Origin of the sequence: Methanothermobacter sp. KEPCO 2 (assembly GCF_041228365.1) — an archaeon.
In the GTDB taxonomy this organism is placed as follows: domain Archaea; phylum Methanobacteriota; class Methanobacteria; order Methanobacteriales; family Methanothermobacteraceae; genus Methanothermobacter; species Methanothermobacter marburgensis.
Map to the genome: position 1 here is coordinate 888,471 of NZ_CP166185.1, position 15,862 is coordinate 904,332.

Sequence of the window (15,862 nt, forward strand, 5' to 3'; positions counted from 1 at the left end):
TTTAAAAGTCATCTGTAAAATTCCCGCCTAAATACGGGTTCAGTGGAATTTCCAGCCATGTTTACCTATCAATGGAACAAATGCAACTCCCCCCAGGTTCCTGGACCTGTAATCCCCAGAGGAGAGCCTCTCAACAAGAACAAGTTCCTGGTAGAATTTATCAGAACCAACAGGTATTAAAAGTTTTCCCCCAACCTCCAGTTGCTCCCTGAGGGGGTCTGGTATGTAGGGTGCTGCCGCGGTCACATAGATCCTGCTGTAGGGGGCCTCAGGAGGGTATCCCCTGCTTCCGTCCCCATGTATGACAGTGATGTTATCGTATCCCAGGGCCTCAAGTTTTCGCCTCGCCCTCTCATACAGTGAACGTATCCTTTCAATCGTGTAGAGGTGGCCCTCCCTCCCTATTATCTCTGCTATGACCGCCGCATTGTAACCGCAGCCGGTGCCAACCTCAAGGACCTTCATTCCCCTCTCAAGGTCCAGTAGCTCGGCTATCATGGCGACCATGTGGGGTGCGGATATGGTCTGTCCCTCACCTATCGGAAGGGGCATGTCAAGGTAGGCCCTGTGCCTTTCATCTTCGGGGATGAACTCATCCCTTGGAACCCTCTCCATAGCCCTTCTTACGGACTCAGATTTTATGTAGCCCTTATCTATGAGGTCCTGGACCATTCTAAGTCTTTCATTCATCATTGGACCACTAAAAACGGTTATGTTCGGCCAGATATCACACAATCATGTCTGTGAGGTCATGTCTGAACCTGAGGTTTACAGGATAACCATACACCCTCTTAATCCTCCGGGCCGGTACGGAGCCCCTCCTTATCATGCTATCCTCTGTCTTTATGCTCCTGATCTTGAAGACGTGTTCATCTATCTTCATGACATCTCCCACCCTGAATTCAAAGTCCCTGTCCACCTCAACCTTTCTTGAGTAGACCTCACCATGGAGGTCCACGGATATACCAACACGGGCGGGAGCCTCGAGTGAAACAGCCCAGAGAGTCTTAACATCGGCGGCAGTGGCTTTATCAACCCTCTTGCCACTCTTAAGTTCCAGTGATGTTATTTCAACGAGTTTTCCTGATACGGTGATTGCATCGCCTGTTGATACCTCCTCATGGGGGTATAGATCCACCTCATCCCTGTAGGAGCTTCCATGCTCACTTATTATTATCCTGTGGCTTTCGGGCTTTTCAATCACAAGGCTATCCCTGAAGACCGTCCCGCATTCCTCACATTCAAGTACAAGGTGCTTGACCTTCCTTGATCTGGACTCATCTGTTCTGCTCTTTAAAACCCTGAATGCCTTTGACCCGCAAATCGGACACTGCATCTATTACCCCTCATACACTTTCCTGTGAATTTAAATGTTTCTCCTATCCTGAACCTTCCTTCAGCGTCCTGATGTAGTGGTTTACAAGGCCGCCGTCCTGGAGTATCGATAGCATGTAGTCGTTGAAGGGCTTCATCTCATACCTCTTTCCAGAGGTGAGGTTCTCAATGAAACCACCCTTGAGATCAACAGAGATTTCATCCCCGTCCGCCGCATCCACACGAGCCATTATAACGGGAAACCCAATGTTTATGGCGTTCCTGTAGAATATCCTGGCAAAGGATTCTGCAATGATCGCGGCGACACCTGCATGTTTAAGGGCCAGCGGGGCCTGTTCCCTCGATGATCCGCATCCGAAGTTGCGCCCGGCCACTATTATGTCGCCCCTCTTAACCTCAGAGGCAAACTCTGACCTTGCACCCTCCATTACATGGGATGCGAGTTCATCAAGGCTGAAGGTCCGCAGGTAACGACCTGGTATGATCATGTCAGTATCTATGTTATCACCGAATCTCCATACTCTTCCCCTTATAACTTCTTCCATCCATATTCCCTCCTGCACTCAGTATCTGATCACAGAGGCCCCCCTGTTACGGCCGCCTGTTGCAAAGGCCTGACCTGAATCCATTATCTCCAGAACCGCATCCACCATATCATTAGCTTTCCCATCTGTGACTGCGTATACTGCGGGACCAAATGAACTCATGCCCGCCCCCGCGGCCCCTGCAGACAACATAGCATCTATTAATCTGTCAATCAGTGGGTCCTGAAGATCCCTTTCAACCTTCTTGAATCCTATCTTCTGTATTTCATTAACAGATTCCCCAAAGGCCTCAATGTCCCCTTCAATGACTGAGGGCATCATCTTCATGAGAATTATGTGTGATAGCCTTTCAACCTCCCTGAGGGGGATGGGGCAGTATTCCTGGAATATGTTAACCTCCTTTTTCCCTGAAACGGATCTCTCAATGTGGGGTATGGCAACCACGATATTCCAGCCCTCAGGAAAATCATATCTTGCAATAACCGGTGGTGGAGAGGCATGTGAGGCAGATGACGGCAGGAAGTCAGACTTTTCACGGGTGCTGTGTCCTGCATCCACTATGAATCCTCCCTTTTCAAAGGAGGCGACACCTATACCTGATGTTCCACCCCTACCAACAATCGCTGCCAGTTCCCTTGCCCTTATACTGACGCCGTGGTACTCTGCGATGAGCTTTGCGGCTGCAAGGGATATCTGGGTTCCCGATCCCAGACCCGAGTGGGCCGGGAACATGCTTTCAACCTTGAAGGCAAATTTTTCATCACTGCCAATGTAACTGAGGGTTCTCTCTGCAGCCGCTGTTATCTTTGAAACATATTCCTCCCTGAGTGAGCTCTCCACTTCACCAGTGAACTCCACAGTGATTTCATCTGAGGCCTTGAGGCCCATGATGAGTTCAGGCTCCCTGAGGGTGATTCCCACCCCTCCATCGAGGCGGCCCCTCCTCCCATTGAGGTCTATGAGGGTGAGGTGTAACCGGGACGGTGTGTTGATGATCAATTCAATTACCACTCCTTCGATTATCCTTTTAGAGGTTTTGAGAACTGTTTTTCAACCTCTGCCCTGTGTATTGAGTTCATGGTACAGAATGGGACTATGCGCCCATCAGGCAGGGCGTAGTGTATGACGCACCTTCTAACCCTCTCAATATCAAAGTTCCATGGGTCCATGAAGTGCATACATGATACCAAGAGCGTGTTGTAGTGGAACTCTCCCAGGGCACTGTATGATCTCTCCCTGAATACTGATGTGAGTATGCTCTTTATATCAACAGACTCCGGCGCCTTTGATTTGTCAAGGGTTTTTGGAAGTTCTATTGTTGATTTTGCGATCAATTTGGCCTTTGCTGCTATTCCACCCTTCTCAAGTTCCTCCCGGCCCTTATCGAGTATCTCAAAGAACCTGTCAACATCGATGAACCTTGTTATTGGGATTATTTTTCCGTCCTCTATGAATATGTATGTGGCTGTACCGCAGTGCTGGTGGCATGTGAATGTAACCTGGGGTTCGCCCTCAATGGCCGCAACGAAGTCGGATATTGGGCGGACAGATGATGCCGGGTAGAAGTCGTCCACCGCTATCTCTGAACCTGTCTGTTCCTCCACGAGTTTCTGGAAGTCGGGTATTGTTATGCGCTGCTCCTCAACCCTGTCGGCCGGGGTTCTTCCTGCAAAGGACACCGGCTGGAAGTTAACGCCCCTTATTATATCAATGTTTTCAATGGCAAACCTTATTATGTCCCCCACCTGGCTGTCGTTGAGGCCCCTGACGAGTGTGGGGACCAGTACTATTCCAAGACCTGCCTTTCTGCAGTTTTCTATTGCCTGTAATTTCAGTGGCAGCAGATTTTTACCCCTGGATACAAGGTAGGGTTCCTCTGTGACCCCATCGAACTGGAGGTAAACCGTGTTGAGCCCTGCTTCCCTGAGTTCCGCTGCGAGTTCAGGTTTCCGCGCAAGTCTCACTCCATTTGTGGCTATCTGAACATGGGTGAAGCCCTCCTCCCTTGCGAGTTTAACGAGCTCCACTATATCCTTCCTCACAGTGGGCTCACCACCCGCGTACTGAATGGCTGGGGTGGGTACGGGTCTGTTTCTGCGGAGATTTCTTAGCATCTCCCTTATCTCTTCATAGGTCGGCTCATAAAGGTACTTTGAAACGGCAGCATTGGCAAAACAGATGGGACATTTAAGATTGCATCGATTAGTAACATCAATAAGACCAAGAACAGTGTGGCTCTCATGTTCGGGGCAGAGACCACAGTCAAGTGGGCATCCCTTCAGGGGATCCGTCTGCGGGTTCAGTAGCCCCTCACCTTCCTCATCATAATCTTCTGCCTTATGGTAGACCTCGGAATTGCTCCAGTAAACACCCTCAAAGTTTCCGTGCTCCGGGCATTCCTTCCTTATTAGAACCCTGCCCTCGTCCTCAAAGACCTCTGCATCGACGGGTCTGAGGCACTCAGGGCAGAGACTCCTTGTTCTCTTTATTACCACAACAGTCACCTGTTTAATTTGAATATTAAAATCATTGAATCAGTTCACTGGCAAATGTTATATACTTGATGTATGAAATTACAAACCCATGCATCCTCTTCTTGGAGCCTGAACTGACAGGTTCTTACGGTATCTCAAATTAAATAATTTTGCGAGGTGTACACGTGAATACCGATATTATCAATATTATAGATGTTCTCTATGTAATATACTTTATGTTACCTGCCTACATGGCAAATATAAGTGGTCTCGTATTTGGTGGGGGCAGACCCCTTGACATGGGTATCACCCTCCGTGATGGCAGGCGCCTCATAGGGGACGGGGTAACCTGGCGTGGCACCGCGGCTGGTACCCTTATTGGACTGCTTGTGGGATTAATTCAGGGTCTTCTTTCAGGTTCAGTTATAATTGGAGCAATAACAGGTATTTTACTTGGATTCGGAGCCCTTATGGGAGATGCTGCGGGTAGTTTCATAAAAAGAAGGCTCAAAATAGATAGGGGTAGGCCTGCGCCCATCCTTGATCAGCTTGACTTCGTTGTCGGGGCCCTGATACTGGTATCTCCCCTGAGGGTACTGCCAGTTGATTACATCATCCTTATAATGCTCATCACACTGGTCCTTCATCTTTCAGCAAACATCATAGCATACCTCATCGGTATGAAGGATGTCTGGTACTGATAATTGGAACAACTGCCCCCAAAAAAGTTTAAGGGTCATGAAAAATGACCCCCACCATTTAATTAAGATAGAACAGAACTGCTTGCCCTCAAAAGTTTAAGGGTCATGAAAAATACTTCATATGCTGATGACCACTCAGGGACCTCATAGACAAGTGTGGGGTAACCTGCGGCAGCAAGTGGTCTTGAGAAGAGTCTTGCAGATGAACTCCTGTACCTTGCTTTTCCTGAGACCGGGTAGTAATTGAAGCCTTCCTTCCTTAGGCTTTCAGCGATCCTCACTGAGGGTTCATCCATCTGTGGTGTTGCAACATAGAATCCTTCCCCATAGCCCGGTGCATGGGCATGGGCGATTATCACAAGGTCATAATCAGATTTCATTACATCAGAGAGGATGTAGGTGGCTGCAAGGCCCTCACCACTGGCCCTGCCCCTGCTGTAATCCATTGGACTGTCCTCAACATTTATACTGTAAAGTGCAACCTCCACAGGGAGAAGTGCGAATGCCCTGCTGGCCCACTGGACTGGCGCAACTGAAACCTCCTCCCGCGGATGTATCCCTGTTACAACGGCCACCTTTATGTTCCGCTCCCCGTAATGTGCATAGACATCCTTTGTAACATATCCCCTGGAATCCGAGCCGATGGTTGAATGGTCAGATAGGTTCATGATTACAAGGGGGGTTACAATGAGGAGGAGAATCCCGGCAATTAAAATCCTTGATTTCAATTCAACCATCCGTCTATATGTTCTGGAGGTAATCTTCCATCAGGAGTGCTGTGCCGACTGCAGGGGCCACTACACACTCCTCCTCTGTCAGGAATTCGTCCATGGTTCTGCATTTGAGGTCAAGAATCTCCGCGGCCCTTTTTGCAAGAACATTCATTCCAAGGCCAGTGGCGATCACCTCATCAAGGTTCTCGCGCTCTGAAACCTCTGCGATTCCCTCTGCTATCTTGAGTATCTGCTGGTGGTAGATGTACTCTGACACCTCAAGTATATCCTCTGGTTCAAGGAGTTCCAGATCTGCGCATAGGACGCGGGCTATCCTGAGCATGCAATCTTCAATGGATCTCCCCGAACCATCAGGTGTGCTGCAGGTGTAGTCGGATTCCCTGATATTGCCGAGTACCCTGTGAACATCGGCCGTTATTGCAAAAAGTTCAGATGAAACCCTGAACCATTTATCATGCAGGGGAACCCTGTCGACTATCGTTGCCACATTGGTTCTCAGTGTACCCGTGTAGACAAGTTCACCAGTTGACAGTCTTTCAAGGTCATTCCTTCCCCTTGCAGCCTCGAATCCGTCCTTCACAGGTATTATGTCCGTTGTTGTGCTTCCCACGTCCACCATTATGCAGTCGCTGCTCATTGCAGAGGCTATCTGTGAGGTGGCAACCCAGTTGGCTGCAGCCACATCCATGGGGTCCCTGACCGCCTCGGAGGCATCCACCATACCAGAGAGGCTCACGTATGCCACTGGAATATCAAATGCGCTCTGGACACTTTCAACTATGTCAATAACTCCCTCTGCCTTGCTTGGGTAGGCGTCCACCAGTTCCGCTGTCATGCACACGCCAACGCCATCAAGATCATCAAGATCATCCCCTGCAAGCTCAATCAGGGTCTCTGAAAGTTCATCACGTTTAAGCCACATGGGGAGGTACCTGAAGTCCACACGGACTTTCTTCATTTCACCATCGGCTCCAAACTCTATTAATGCCATGTCAGTGTTTGCTCCTCCAATATCAAATCCTGCGATCTTCATCAAGGTCAACTCCATACTCTTAATTCCCGGCTTCAGCTCCCCTGCGGATATCCACAACCATGCCGCTGGAACCTTTTCTGAAGTATGCTGTCCCATTAAATTTAATACGCTCTGGAAGTTCACCCATAACAGATTGAAGGACCATATGGCCCAGGTTTCCCTCTGAAATCCTTCTGAGTCCTATGTAGGGTGTCGTGATCCTGGAGTTTATTTCAACAACATAGGGTTTATCTGCAAGTATCATGTCCACACCAACATAGCCCCTCAAACCCTCAATGGATTCCACAGCCCTTCTGGCAACCCTGAAGGCCTCATCCCTCATCCTGTGATTCACAGGGGTGACGCCCCCATTATACTCCAGTGAATCCCCCCTTATGAGGATATTCTGCCTGTTGAGGCTCAGTGGAAGTGCTCTTTTTCCATCAGAGAGCAGGCTCACGCTGACGCTCTCACCCTCAACAAATTCCTGTATTATCATATTCTCAGGGATTTCATGGAGGTTCTCCGGCTCAAGTATCCTTATACCCTGGCAGGCAACACCGTCTGCGGGTTTTATGAGAACCCTTGATGGTAGTTCTTCAAGATCATCACGTTCATAGGTCCTTATGAGGGGAACCACGCCCCTGAGGGCCCTGTAGGTCATCCTCTTATCTGAGCATATGCGGACCGCCTCACTGCCTGAGCCGATAAGAAGTACTCCTGAGTCCTCAACCAGTTCTGTGAGTTTATAGAGTTCCATATCCTCCTCTGCTGCGATGAATATGCAGGCGTCAAATCTATGGAGGTTTGCTCTGAGCCATTTCCTGAGGGAACCTGTGATGATTGTTGGCCTGCAGTTGGACTGGATTTCAATATCAGCGAACTTCTCAGAGAGAAGAAAGTCAATTTCAAGGTTACTGAAGTCAGCAAGAAGAGCCTCAAGCATTGAACGGCCCTCAAGGAATATCTCGGGATCTTCAATCCCTGAGGCAGTTGCATATTCAAATATTAGAAGTTTCAAGGGCGCCCCACACCCCGGAATACTATGCCATGTTCTCTGAATTCTTCAGGATCCAGAACAGGTCTGGTGCAGATGAATATCCCACCAACTATCATCTCAGGGGTTATTTCAAGATATTCAGAATGATCCGTCATGAGAACCACACAGTCAGATTCAAGTGCCTCTTCAAGTGAGACAGGTTCAACACCCATTTTCTTTATCAGCACAGGGTCAACATGGGGGTCGTTGACAACGACCTCAGCCCCCTCTGATATGAGTGCTGCCACAAGGGGCCTTGTTGGTGTCTCCCTTGCATCTGCAACATCACCCTTATAGGCCACTCCAAGAACACCCACCCGTGACCCTGCAAGGTCCCGGCCAGCTGATTCAAGTGCATCCCTTATGATGTTAAGGACATGGAAGGGCATTGATTCATTGACCTCCCTGGCCGTCCTTATGAGTCTTGCTGGTACACCATGTTTCTCTGCCATCTCAACTATGAAGTAGGGGTCTATCGACAGGCAGTGGCCCCCAACACCGGGTCCTGGTGTGTGGAGGTTCACCCTGGGGTGGTGGTTTGCTGCCTCTATGGCCTTTATGGCGTCTATGCCAAGTGACTCGCATATAACTGCAAGTTCATTGGCGAGGGCTATGTTGGTATCCCTGTAGGTGTTCTCCATGAGCTTAACCATTTCTGCTGTTATGATGTCATCCACAACTATTACCTCGCCCCTTGTGACCTTACCGTAAAGTTGAGCTGCCATCTCTGCACTTTTCCCATCTATGCCCCCTATGACCCTTGCATTGTTCTGCATCTCATGGAGTGTGTTGTTTGGAAGGGCCCTTTCAGGTGTGTATGCAAGCCCAAAGTCCCCTGACGCGCGTAAACCTGTTTTTTCAAGTATTGGAAGCACCACGTTCTCGCAGGCCCCTGGAGGTACGGTGCTCTCTATAATCACAAGGTCGCCCTTCTTAAGACCCTCTGAGATGGTCTCTGTCGCGGATATCACAGCAGAAAGGTCAGACGTGTTGTCGCTGTTAACAGGTGTCGGTACCACCACAACCATCACGTTTGATTCCTCTGCAGCGCTAACACCATCGACTGTTGCCCTCAGTTTACCTTTCCCAACAACCTCAGCAACGAGTTCGTCAAGACCCGGTTCAGGGACAGGTGATTTTCCTATGTTGACCTTTTCCACCGTTTCTGTGCTTATGTCAACCCCTGTAACATCAAATCCTGCCCTGGCAAAAAGTGCTGCTGTTGGAAGACCTATGTGTCCAAGGCCAAATACTGCTATCCTGTAATCGTCCATGTCAATTCCTCCATCACCTGTACTCAATCAAAACATCCTTATCCTTCAGGTTAAGTGTATGGGATGGAAAAACCGGTTCTCCTCCAGCATAAACCATCCTTATAACTGCATCATTCCTTTCAGCGAATTCAGCCACCGTGATATTTTCATCCACATGTATAAGCCTTCTTGATGGTGCTTCCATGACCTCAGCGGGTGGTTTCATTGTGAGCCTGCCCTCCATGTGTAGCCGAAGGGTCTCATCCAGTATCCTCTCTGAGGCATGGCCGTCACCGTAGGGATTATCTGCCCTCATCATCCCCTCTCTGAAATCAGGGTCCTCAAGGAGCCTCCTGGCTGTTGCGGTTATCCTGTTCTTATCAGCCCCTACAAGTATGTTACCCCCCGCCTCAACAGTTTCAGGGCGTTCAGTATTGTATCGCAGGGTCAAACAGGGCACATTGAATGTTATGGCCTCCTCCTGGAGTCCGCCGGAGTCCGTGAGTACCATGAACGAGTTTGAAAGGAGAAGAAGGAAATCAAGATAACCCATTGGCTTTTTTAATGTGACGTGCTCCGCCTCGAGCAGTCTGGTGTAGAGGCCAGATTTTTCCAGGTTCTTCCTCGTCCTTGGATGAACCGGGAAGACTATCCTGAATTCATCAAGCTCAAGTATGGCCTCCACTATTGATCTGAGCCTTTCAGGGTTATCCACATTTTCTGCGCGGTGAAGGGTCAGCGCAACAAGTTTTTCATCCCCCTGAAACTCTGAGAGGATATCTGATTTCTTTGATGCTATCTCAATATTCCTGAGGCAGGCGTCAACAACCGTGTTTCCGGTTACAAATACTGTCTCTGGATCGGCACCCTCCATGAGGAGGTTAATGGCAGATTCCTCGGTGGGTACATAGTAGAGTTTTGAGCAGACATCTGCCACCATCCGGTTTATTTCCTCGGGCATGGTCCTGTCAAATGATCGGAGGCCCGCCTCCACGTGTCCAACGGGTATGTGGAGCTTCACTGCCGCAAGGGCCCCTGCAAGGACAGCGTTTGTGTCCCCCTGTACCATCACGATATTGGGTTCCTCCCTCATGAGGACATCCTCTATACCCCTTAGCATCTCTGCAGTCATGGCCCCATGGCTCCCTGAACCTGCACCTATATTGTAGTCCGGTGATGGGAGTTCCAGGTCAATGAAGAACTGGTCTGACATTTCATGGTCATAGTGCTGACCTGTGTGTATGAGTGTGAAGTCAAGGTTGCGCCTTTCTATCTCATCTATGACAGGGGCCATCTTTATTATCTCTGGCCGCGTTCCCAAAACAACTGCAATCTTCATTTTAACCACTTGAAAAGTCTCATTAATGATTTCTTCTTCTCTGAGCCCTGTATTCAGTTATTACCCTCAGAAGCTCCTCTTCTTCTCTTTTCTTTCTCTTTTCATTTAATCTGTGTTTCCATTTTTTAATTTCTCTATTTAAATCTTGAGTTTTAACTGAGCCGAAATCATCATGTATCTGAATATCAAGGGATTCCCTGGATATGACGGGCACTTCGGCCTCCTCGAAAACCTCAAGGGCCTGGTGGGACATTCTGTCCTCTGTTATAATGGCACAGGGTTTCAGGTCCCTTAATATCCTTGCAGTCTGTGAGCCCCCGCCCTCGGAACTTCTGAGTAGAAGCACGTCACCCCTCTTTATCTTCCACCGGGAACATGCGCTCCTTATACCCTCCCTTGTGAAGCTATCAATTATCTTCACAGGTGATGTGTTTTCCGATGACTCCATGTCCTTTATCTGAAGCAGTGCGTCAAGGTCCCTCTCAAGGGCTTCCCTGCGTTCCCGCTCCCTCGTGTATTTCCTCTGAAGCTTTTCAATGACCTTGAGTTTATGTGATAACTCCCGGTTAAGTAGAAGGTCCCTTGAATATTCATACTGTAACCTTTCAAGCTTTGACTTCAGCTTTGACTTCTCCTTCTCGAGTTTGCTTATCCTTTCCTTAAGGGACCTCCCCTCCCTTTTGAGTTTTTCAATTGTCAGCCTCTGGTGCCTTATAGTTGAACGCTGAGTCCTTATGGTCCTCCTGAGTTTTTCAACGTCTCCGTGGGATTTTTCATCCTCAGCTGAAAATTCGGAGGTTTCTGTCTCAGAAAACTCACCCATAACCCCAGAAGAGATTTTATTTGGCTCTCCAATTTCTTTAAGTGATCTTATTGCTTCTGCAACTGGTTTTCCCATTATAACCAGGCCCTTGACCTCAAGGGTTTCCCCTGCTGTGAGGCCAGCCCCCTCGACCTTCCTATCGATCTGTCTCAGTTTCTTTTCATAATGCCTGTAGGCCCTCAAAGCCGCTGCAAGGGCGTCCCTTTCATGGGAGTTTTCCGGTGCATTCTCAGATTCCCTTAGAAATTCTGATACCAGTTCATTCTTGAATGATACCGTTAAAACCTTCTCCGGAGTATATAATTTAGCGTTGAGCATTGAAGCGATCCTTTTAACCGCTCCGGGAGGGGGGTATACGTCCGATGCGACAACTACGGGTTTTCCATATTCTATTATCTCCTCTATTATGCTGGACCTTGAGGCCTCCTTCATGCTTCCAAGGTAGAGAAGTCTCCCCTCCAGGTCTAGGACTGCCAGGCCAACCGTGAGGCCAGGATCAACACCAACTATCGTTAGGGGTTTCGCAGCACCCCTATCAGGATTTCTATTCTGCTGCAGATTATGATCCTCCAGAATTATCGCTTCCCTGGTTACTATATTTATAATAAATTATTTAGAGTTTTGGATAAACCAGAGGGGAACTCAGTCAGAGTCGCGTATATGTTTCAGGGAATCTCCCATGACTCTCCTGACCATTGACATGTCACGGTACCTCCGGAATTCCTCTTCAAGAAGGGATCTGAAACGTTCAATGGCATATTCATCATGCCTGAGTTTTATCTTAACCCCATATTTGAGGTCCATGAGGATGAGGTTCTCAGGGGGCGCCGGGTCTATGAAAACCCTTTCGTCTGTATCCAGAAGTTTTGCAACATCCTCTGGAGATAGTTCCCCCTCTGAAACCAGTAGGAGGACTCTCACCATTTTGCGTACCATCTGCCAGAGGAAGCTTTCACCGTAGACGTCCACCAGGATGGAGTTCTCATCTTCTGATACCCTGACATCATTTATTTTTCTTATGGGATTCCTGTCCCTCCTCCTCGAGAAGTTGCTGAAGTCGTGGGTGCCTCTGAAGTGTTCAGCTGCCTCGGCCATTGCATCAGTGTCCATGGACTCCCCCCTGTGTAGAATGTAGCGGTAGTGTCTCTCAAGGGGGTAGCGCACCTTGAATGGGTACATTACAGATGCCCAGGCAAGGACCTTTATGTCAGGGGGGAGGAGGTCGTTTATCTGGTTCACATGGATCTCCTCTTCTGTGAAGAAGCTCACAAAATTCCCCAGTGCATGGACACCCCTGTCAGTCCTGCCCGCTATCTGGAAGCGGGACTCTCCAGGACTCCTGATTACGCCAGCCTCCTTCAGAGCATCAAGGAGTTTTCCCTCCACAGTGGGGACATCAGGCTGTCTCTGAAACCCGTGATAGTTGGTACCGATATATGCAACCTTAAGTGCTATCTTCTTCATATTAGATCCCCCTGAACAATGTTACAGAGCAATGGATGCTTTAATTCGTTATTGATGAACATCTGACTACTAAGCATAACTCCGGAAATAACCATACGCTACTTTTATAATCTGCGTCAGCGATATCTGAACCGACATCATGCCATGTTTTATATGTGATCTGCAAGTTATATTTTGATGATTCACTCACTCTGGGGTGCAGGTATGCGAAAGGTCTGGGGTTATCTAAGTATCATAACTGCAACGGTTTTCTTTGGTATGTCAGCAACCCTTGACAAGATAATGTTATCTGAGATGCACCCCATAACCATCGGGGCCTACACATACCTAATTGCAGGCATTTTTCTTTTCATGGTGAGGCAGTCACCCCTCAAGGAGAACATACTTGACATGATCAACAGAACAGATGAGATAGAGAGCAGAATAACCGGAAGGGATTACCTTTTACTCCTCCTCACAGCACTTCTCAGCACGGTTATTGCACCTGTACTTTTCCTTACTGGTCTTGGTGAGACAACAGCAGTTAACGCATCCCTCCTTTTAAACATTGAGGTTCTCTTCATCATAATCCTCGGCTACCTGATTTTCAGGGAGACACTCAAATTTAAGGACTTCCTTGGAATAATGCTTCTCGTAGTTGGAGCCGCCTACCTCGTCAGTGATGGTGAGTTTCAGAGTCTCTTCAACAATGTGGCGGTGAGCGGTAACCTCCTTGTTATCTCAGCGGCCTTCTTCTGGAGCCTTGACACAGTTCTAAGTAAATTTTTAAGCAAAAAAAGGGACCTCATCCTTCTTTCAGGTATCAAAAGTTCTGTGGGGGGCTTTCTGCTCCTGATTATCATGCTGATTCTCGGTTTGGGCACAGTTCTCCCGCCTGAAATGCTCCCCTATGCACTCATGGTTTCGATTTTCAGTATAGGCTGCTCCTTCATCCTCATCTACATTGCAGTAAGGGAGATAGGCGCGGCGATGGTGGGGTCCCTGTTCCCTCTATCGTCACTCTTTGGAGCCATATTTGCGTTTTTAATCCTGAATGAACCCTTTTCAGCCATGCAGGTGGTTTCTGGAATTGTGATGCTCACCGGGGTTATAATTCTCTACTGGAACGGCATGAAAAAATAGTTCAAGCTTGGAGCTCAATCTCCACTGAAACAGTTGATCAGATTCTGGCCCTCACATCAAACTGGCAGAAGGAGTAGCCATTGGTCCAGCAGCGCCTCTCATATGCATCAACCCTTCCCCCAAGTATCTCAGAGAGGGCCCCTGCTATTATGCCTGCCTCAAAGAAGCAGATGGGGCGTCCAATATTTGGAAGGCCCGAGCACTCGATACACTCATAGACCCTTATGTCCATCGTGAGGTGCCTTCCGTCCCCCTCTTCAGATATCACGTCAAGTATCCCGAGTTTATGCTCCAGCATTAACTCCCCCAGTGATCGGGTATCATCTGCAAGGCCCTCCTTTATAAGCGCCCTTCCAAGGTTCATGCCCCCAATGTATGAGACACCTGCAGCTGACCCGGCGATTATATCAGGGATATTGAAGTGGCCAAGCCGGAAGCTGGATACATACTTGTCGTCCTCTTTGAAAGCTGAAAAATACCTTCTACCTGGATTCAGAAGGTCTCTGAACTCTATCTTTTCCTTGAGGGGACCCCTTGGACCCATAAGAGTTTCATTTCCTGTTTCAGATTTGATTTCATTGTCTGTGATCCTTCTGTATTCCCTGATGAGGGCCCTTAAACCGCTCATTGCAAACACCTATCTACGTCTTAATATATGTGGGTGAAATTCTTAAATATTTTCAGTGAAAAGTGGGTATCATATGGAGAAGATAATTATTGCAAGGGGTTTTATTAGAGGCCCTTTTAAACATCGATTAACTTTAAAGTGATAATATGACCTTCAGGAAGGATAGGATGCTCATAATTCCAGCTGTTGATATAAGAAACGGTAAATGCGTCCAGCTTGTGCAGGGAAAACCTGGCACCGAGCAGGTTGTGATTGATGACCCTGCCGGTGTGGCGGAGAGGTGGGAATCCCTGGGGGCTGAGACCATCCATGTTGTTGACCTTGACGGTGCCCTGGGTTCAGAGAGGAATACCGATATCCTTAAAGAAATCACAGAAAGTGTCTCTGTGCCACTCCAGATAGGTGGGGGAATAAGAAGTAAGGGATATGCCTCTGAACTCCTGGAGATGGGCTTTGAGAGGATAATACTCGGCACCATGGCCATCGAAAACCCTGAGGTCATAGGGGATCTCTCAGGGGAATATGGCTCGGACCGTATAATGGTCTCACTCGATAGCAGGGACTCAAAGGTTGTTATAAGGGGATGGACAGAGAATATAGAACATACAGCGGTGGAGCTGGGTAGAAAACTCCAGGATGAAGGTGCCGGAAGCATACTCTTTACAAATGTGGACTTTGAGGGTCTTCTCTCTGGATTTGATCCAGCCCCAGTGATTGAACTTGTGAATGCCGTTGATGTACCCGTTGTTTACTCGGGGGGTATCAGCAGCATTCAGGACATTGAGGAGCTCCAGAAAACAGGTGCCGCAGGTGTTGTTATTGGTTCAGCCATTTACAGGGGCAAGATAGACTTCAGGGAGGCCTTAAAATATCAGGAACTGAAATGAACGGATCCGTTGATGAGCGAACTGAAATTAAAACCGTCATGGCAACAGGCACATTTGACATAATCCACCCTGGCCACGGATTTTTCCTTGAGGAGGCAAAGAAACTTGGGGGAGAAAACGCCAGACTGGTGGTTGTACTTGCAAGGGACTCCACGGTAAGGGCGCGTAAGAGGACGCCCATCATAGGTGAAAGGCAGAGACTTGAAGTTGTAAGGATGCTCAAACCCGTTGATGATGCCTACCTTGGAAGCGAAACCGATATGTTTGAGATAGTTCACAGGTTGAAGCCTGATATAATCGCCATAGGCCCAGATCAGAAGTTCGATATCGATGAACTGAGGGATGAACTCAGAAGAAGGGGCCTTGAGTGTGAGGTTAAAAGGGTGGGCAAATACAGAAGATCCGAACTTGACAGTACCTGTAAGATAATAAAAAAGATACGGAAGATGGAATTTGATGAGGACGCCCTGAAAAACTGCTAAAAAATAAAAAATTGGATATTTGAG

The 15,862-nt window shown here is 48.2% G+C and carries 17 protein-coding genes; 4 read left to right on the forward strand and 13 right to left on the reverse strand.

Annotation, left to right across the window (positions count from 1 at the left end; all coding sequences use genetic code 11):
* Nucleotides 1–39: 39 nt before the first annotated feature.
* Genes AB9H23_RS04685 through tes form a run of 5 tightly spaced genes read right to left on the reverse strand, consistent with a single transcriptional unit; the run spans nucleotide 40 to nucleotide 4,375 of the window.
* Nucleotides 40–693, reverse strand: coding sequence for a protein-L-isoaspartate O-methyltransferase (locus AB9H23_RS04685; RefSeq protein ID WP_370004351.1), 654 nt, complete (start codon nucleotides 691–693; stop codon nucleotides 40–42).
* A gap of 34 nt (nucleotides 694–727) precedes the next feature.
* The gene (locus AB9H23_RS04690; RefSeq protein WP_147671725.1) at nucleotides 728–1,336 is read right to left on the reverse strand and encodes an HVO_0476 family zinc finger protein; all 609 of its coding nucleotides are present in this window, start codon (nucleotides 1,334–1,336) and stop codon (nucleotides 728–730) included.
* Nucleotides 1,337–1,379: 43 nt separating this feature from the next.
* Nucleotides 1,380–1,880, reverse strand: coding sequence for a homoaconitase small subunit (gene hacB, locus AB9H23_RS04695; protein ID WP_321210887.1), 501 nt, complete (start codon nucleotides 1,878–1,880; stop codon nucleotides 1,380–1,382).
* 18 nt (nucleotides 1,881–1,898) lie between these two features.
* Entirely contained in the window at nucleotides 1,899–2,879 is a 981-nt protein-coding gene (locus AB9H23_RS04700) for a beta-ribofuranosylaminobenzene 5'-phosphate synthase (protein ID WP_321210888.1), read from the reverse strand.
* 20 nt (nucleotides 2,880–2,899) lie between these two features.
* Nucleotides 2,900–4,375 (reverse strand): tetraether lipid synthase Tes, encoded by a 1,476-nt coding sequence (gene tes, locus AB9H23_RS04705; protein ID WP_321210889.1) that lies wholly within the window; start codon nucleotides 4,373–4,375, stop codon nucleotides 2,900–2,902.
* Between the two features lie 164 nt (nucleotides 4,376–4,539).
* Between tes and AB9H23_RS04710 the strand changes: the two genes are divergently transcribed.
* Nucleotides 4,540–5,055 carry a CDP-2,3-bis-(O-geranylgeranyl)-sn-glycerol synthase gene (locus tag AB9H23_RS04710; RefSeq protein WP_321210890.1) on the forward strand — a complete coding sequence of 172 codons (516 nt, stop codon included), beginning with the start codon at nucleotides 4,540–4,542 and terminating at the stop codon, nucleotides 5,053–5,055.
* A 62-nt stretch (nucleotides 5,056–5,117) separates the two neighbouring features.
* On the opposite strand, the gene AB9H23_RS04715 is transcribed toward AB9H23_RS04710, so the two are convergent.
* From AB9H23_RS04715 to truA, 7 genes are read right to left on the reverse strand one after another with little or no spacing between them, the layout of a single operon-like run.
* Nucleotides 5,118–5,783: a hypothetical protein gene (locus AB9H23_RS04715; protein WP_370004352.1), complete on the reverse strand. Its 666-nt coding sequence runs from the start codon at nucleotides 5,781–5,783 to the stop codon at nucleotides 5,118–5,120.
* Nucleotides 5,784–5,796: 13 nt separating this feature from the next.
* On the reverse strand, nucleotides 5,797–6,822 hold the full coding sequence (locus tag AB9H23_RS04720) for a hydantoinase/oxoprolinase family protein (RefSeq protein WP_321212157.1): 1,026 nt from the start codon (nucleotides 6,820–6,822) through the stop codon (nucleotides 5,797–5,799).
* Between the two features lie 19 nt (nucleotides 6,823–6,841).
* Entirely contained in the window at nucleotides 6,842–7,822 is a 981-nt protein-coding gene (locus tag AB9H23_RS04725; protein WP_321210892.1) for an ATP-grasp domain-containing protein, read from the reverse strand.
* Nucleotides 7,819–9,114, reverse strand: coding sequence for a nucleotide sugar dehydrogenase (locus tag AB9H23_RS04730; protein WP_321212158.1), 1,296 nt, complete (start codon nucleotides 9,112–9,114; stop codon nucleotides 7,819–7,821). Before AB9H23_RS04730 ends, AB9H23_RS04725 begins: the two co-directional genes overlap by 4 nt.
* A gap of 13 nt (nucleotides 9,115–9,127) precedes the next feature.
* Nucleotides 9,128–10,432, reverse strand: a complete 1,305-nt coding sequence (gene wecB, locus AB9H23_RS04735; protein ID WP_321210893.1) for a non-hydrolyzing UDP-N-acetylglucosamine 2-epimerase — start codon at nucleotides 10,430–10,432, stop codon at nucleotides 9,128–9,130.
* Between the two features lie 22 nt (nucleotides 10,433–10,454).
* Nucleotides 10,455–11,861, reverse strand: a complete 1,407-nt coding sequence (locus tag AB9H23_RS04740; RefSeq protein ID WP_370005946.1) for a DUF460 domain-containing protein — start codon at nucleotides 11,859–11,861, stop codon at nucleotides 10,455–10,457.
* Between the two features lie 36 nt (nucleotides 11,862–11,897).
* Nucleotides 11,898–12,719, reverse strand: a complete 822-nt coding sequence (truA, locus tag AB9H23_RS04745; protein ID WP_147671716.1) for a tRNA pseudouridine(38-40) synthase TruA — start codon at nucleotides 12,717–12,719, stop codon at nucleotides 11,898–11,900.
* 204 nt (nucleotides 12,720–12,923) lie between these two features.
* Between truA and AB9H23_RS04750 the strand changes: the two genes are divergently transcribed.
* A complete protein-coding gene (locus AB9H23_RS04750; RefSeq protein ID WP_147671715.1) occupies nucleotides 12,924–13,841 on the forward strand; it encodes a DMT family transporter in 918 nt (305 codons plus the stop codon).
* Between the two features lie 37 nt (nucleotides 13,842–13,878).
* Here the strand turns inward: AB9H23_RS04750 and AB9H23_RS04755 are convergent, their stop codons facing one another.
* Nucleotides 13,879–14,469 (reverse strand): V4R domain-containing protein, encoded by a 591-nt coding sequence (locus AB9H23_RS04755; protein WP_370004353.1) that lies wholly within the window; start codon nucleotides 14,467–14,469, stop codon nucleotides 13,879–13,881.
* Nucleotides 14,470–14,615: 146 nt separating this feature from the next.
* On the opposite strand from AB9H23_RS04755, the gene hisA reads away from it, so the two are divergent.
* Nucleotides 14,616–15,356, forward strand: a complete 741-nt coding sequence (hisA, locus tag AB9H23_RS04760; RefSeq protein WP_370004354.1) for a 1-(5-phosphoribosyl)-5-[(5-phosphoribosylamino)methylideneamino]imidazole-4-carboxamide isomerase — start codon at nucleotides 14,616–14,618, stop codon at nucleotides 15,354–15,356.
* A gap of 26 nt (nucleotides 15,357–15,382) precedes the next feature.
* Nucleotides 15,383–15,838: an adenylyltransferase/cytidyltransferase family protein gene (locus AB9H23_RS04765; protein WP_201751524.1), complete on the forward strand. Its 456-nt coding sequence runs from the start codon at nucleotides 15,383–15,385 to the stop codon at nucleotides 15,836–15,838.
* Nucleotides 15,839–15,862 lie beyond the last annotated feature (24 nt).

Coding starts and splice junctions, on each gene's coding strand:
- AB9H23_RS04755 (WP_370004353.1), bottom strand. CDS start 14,469: ATGAGCGGTTTAAGGGCCCTCATCAGGGAATACAGAAGGATCACAGAC.
- truA (WP_147671716.1), bottom strand. CDS start 12,719: ATGAAGAAGATAGCACTTAAGGTTGCATATATCGGTACCAACTATCAC.
- AB9H23_RS04730 (WP_321212158.1), bottom strand. CDS start 9,114: ATGGACGATTACAGGATAGCAGTATTTGGCCTTGGACACATAGGTCTT.
- hacB (WP_321210887.1), bottom strand. CDS start 1,880: ATGGAAGAAGTTATAAGGGGAAGAGTATGGAGATTCGGTGATAACATA.
- hisA (WP_370004354.1), top strand. CDS start 14,616: ATGACCTTCAGGAAGGATAGGATGCTCATAATTCCAGCTGTTGATATA.
- AB9H23_RS04720 (WP_321212157.1), bottom strand. CDS start 6,822: ATGAAGATCGCAGGATTTGATATTGGAGGAGCAAACACTGACATGGCA.
- AB9H23_RS04685 (WP_370004351.1), bottom strand. CDS start 693: ATGATGAATGAAAGACTTAGAATGGTCCAGGACCTCATAGATAAGGGC.
- AB9H23_RS04690 (WP_147671725.1), bottom strand. CDS start 1,336: ATGCAGTGTCCGATTTGCGGGTCAAAGGCATTCAGGGTTTTAAAGAGC.
- wecB (WP_321210893.1), bottom strand. CDS start 10,432: ATGAAGATTGCAGTTGTTTTGGGAACGCGGCCAGAGATAATAAAGATG.
- AB9H23_RS04750 (WP_147671715.1), top strand. CDS start 12,924: ATGCGAAAGGTCTGGGGTTATCTAAGTATCATAACTGCAACGGTTTTC.